This is a genomic window from Candidatus Rickettsia tasmaniensis (genome assembly GCF_036857515.1).
Lineage (GTDB): Bacteria > Pseudomonadota > Alphaproteobacteria > Rickettsiales > Rickettsiaceae > Rickettsia > Rickettsia rickettsii.
Map to the genome: position 1 here is coordinate 1 of NZ_JAQCNX010000050.1, position 2,145 is coordinate 2,145.

A 2,145-nucleotide genomic window follows, 5' to 3' on the forward strand; every position below is an offset into this window, starting at 1 on the left:
AACACCTGAGCTTTCAGCAATTTTGGCTAAAGTCGGAGCGTTTTTCGTATTATCATCCCAACCCATACGCATTTTAACGGTTACCGGCAACTTAACCGCTTCAACGGTAGCTTCAAAAATTTTAGCTGCCAGCTGCTCATCCCTCATTAGAGCCGAGCCTGAATAACCGCCTACTACTTTTTTCGCCGGACAGCCAAAATTAAGATCGATAATTTTTGCCCCCATACCCTCATTCATTTTAGCAGCTTCTGCTATCACATTCGGCTCACAGCCTGCTAGCTGTACGCAAGCACTTGTTGCATCATCACGCATAATGGCACTTTTTTTTAGTGACTGCCTAGATTCCACAATCATTGCTCTACTTGCTACCATTTCAGAAACTACAAGCCCTGCACCAAATCTTTTCACCACTCTTCTAAATTCCAAATCCGTAACACCCGACATTGGAGCTAGTATAATATTTGAAGAAAGCTCAATATTGCCGATTTTGATCATAAAAACCGTTATAAAAATAAACACTCACAATATCATAATTAAGTATTTTTGTCTAATATTACTAATTAAGAATAGACAAAAGCCGATTAATCTATTATAAGCTTAAGTTATATTTCTTGTTCTTACACCCTAATAAATGAAAGAATAGTATAGACGAAGATCAACTTGGAAAAGAGCAAGGAGTCTGTAAGCCGAGGAGCGGAGCGTATACTAATCGTGAGTATCCGAGGACTTACAAAGACGACGAAGCCAATTTTTCAAGTTCATCGAGTATATACGGCCACGTAGCTCAGTCGGTAGAGCAAAGGACTGAAAATCCTTGTGTCGTTGGTTCAATTCCAACCGTGGCCACCATCATTCCTTACTTTAAATCCCATTATTTTATATCTTCAATTAAATTTCTATTGCATCTGTAAACTTATTTTTGTAATTTTAATTAACTTTAGGTTAATAAGGATAAATTATGTTTATACGTATAAAAAAATTTTTGGAATACATAAAGAATCAACACCTGAAGAATCAGATGAAATATTATATAATCAACTAATATCTTTACTAGAAAAATTAACGCGTGTAATACACGCAAAAGATGAAGATAAAAAAGAAGTTGAAAAATTAATTGATAAAATAAAAAATACTAATTTATTTTATCAATCTGATGAGGATGGTAATACAGCCTTAATTTTAGCTGCTGATGCAGGTTTAGAAGAAGCTTGTTTAAAACTTATTCCTAAGATGTCTGACGAGGCTATTAATACAATCGAGAATATACGTGGTCAGCCTGCATTAACAAAGGCTATGTGGCGTGATTTAGATAATGTTTGTATAGAGCTTATTCCAAGAATGTTTGAGGAAAATATTAACGCTATTGATAAATTCGGAAGGACATTGTTAATGCTTGCAGCCAAAAAAGGCATGATAGCAGTTTCTCTAGAGTTTATTAAGCTGCGGCCACCTGAGATGATTATTCGTACTGATAATAATGGGAATATGGCTGCAAGCTACGCAGATACAGATAAAGTGTTTGCCGAGGTAAGGGAATTATTGCAAGAAAAACAACAAAACTTATTAAAAAATTTAGTTTCATTTCTAAATAAAACTTTTTCAAATAACAATGGTTTAGATAATTTTTTTAAAATTGCATATGCTACAAAATTCTATAAAAAAGTGAAAGTAAATAAGGAACTATTAGCATCTTATTTACAAGAACAAAATAATAATCCTGAATCTATTATAATAACGATGAATAATTTTATGAAATTATTCCCATTTGCCATTGCAGGAGTATGTAAAAAATTCAATCGGATTCTAAAACCCCTTTTTTACATTTATCATGCTTACCAAATGAAGCAATATGTTGTATTATCTCCCACTTAGAAAATGAAAAATGGGGGAAACACCTGAGCTTTCAGCAATTTTGGCTAAAGTCGGAGCGTTTTTCGTATTATCATCCCAACCCATACGCATTTTAACGGTTACCGGCAACTTAACCGCTTCAACGGTAGCTTCAAAAATTTTAGCTGCCAGCTGCTCATCCCTCATTAGAGCCGAGCCTGAATAACCGCCTACTACTTTTTTCGCCGGACAGCCAAAATTAAGATCGATAATTTTTGCCCCCATACCCTCATTCATTTTAGCAGCTTCTGCTAT

2 protein-coding genes, 1 tRNA gene and 1 pseudogene are annotated in these 2,145 nt (G+C 34.7%); 2 read left to right on the plus strand and 2 right to left on the minus strand.

What is annotated here, in order from left to right; translation table 11 throughout:
* Window positions 1-495: tRNA-dihydrouridine synthase (locus tag O6R16_RS07710; protein WP_499680682.1), on the minus strand; the 495-nt coding region annotated here is incomplete at its 3' end.
* Between the two features lie 278 nt (window positions 496-773).
* Here O6R16_RS07710 and O6R16_RS07715 point away from each other — a divergent pair.
* Window positions 774-849 (plus strand) — tRNA-Phe (locus O6R16_RS07715).
* A complete protein-coding gene (locus O6R16_RS07720) occupies window positions 817-1,872 on the plus strand; it encodes an ankyrin repeat domain-containing protein (RefSeq protein WP_499680683.1) in 1,056 nt (351 codons plus the stop codon). Before O6R16_RS07715 ends, O6R16_RS07720 begins: the two co-directional genes overlap by 33 nt.
* 9 nt (window positions 1,873-1,881) lie before the next feature.
* Here O6R16_RS07720 and O6R16_RS07725 read toward each other — a convergent pair.
* Window positions 1,882-2,145, minus strand: a pseudogene (locus tag O6R16_RS07725) (tRNA-dihydrouridine synthase); the annotation flags it as partial.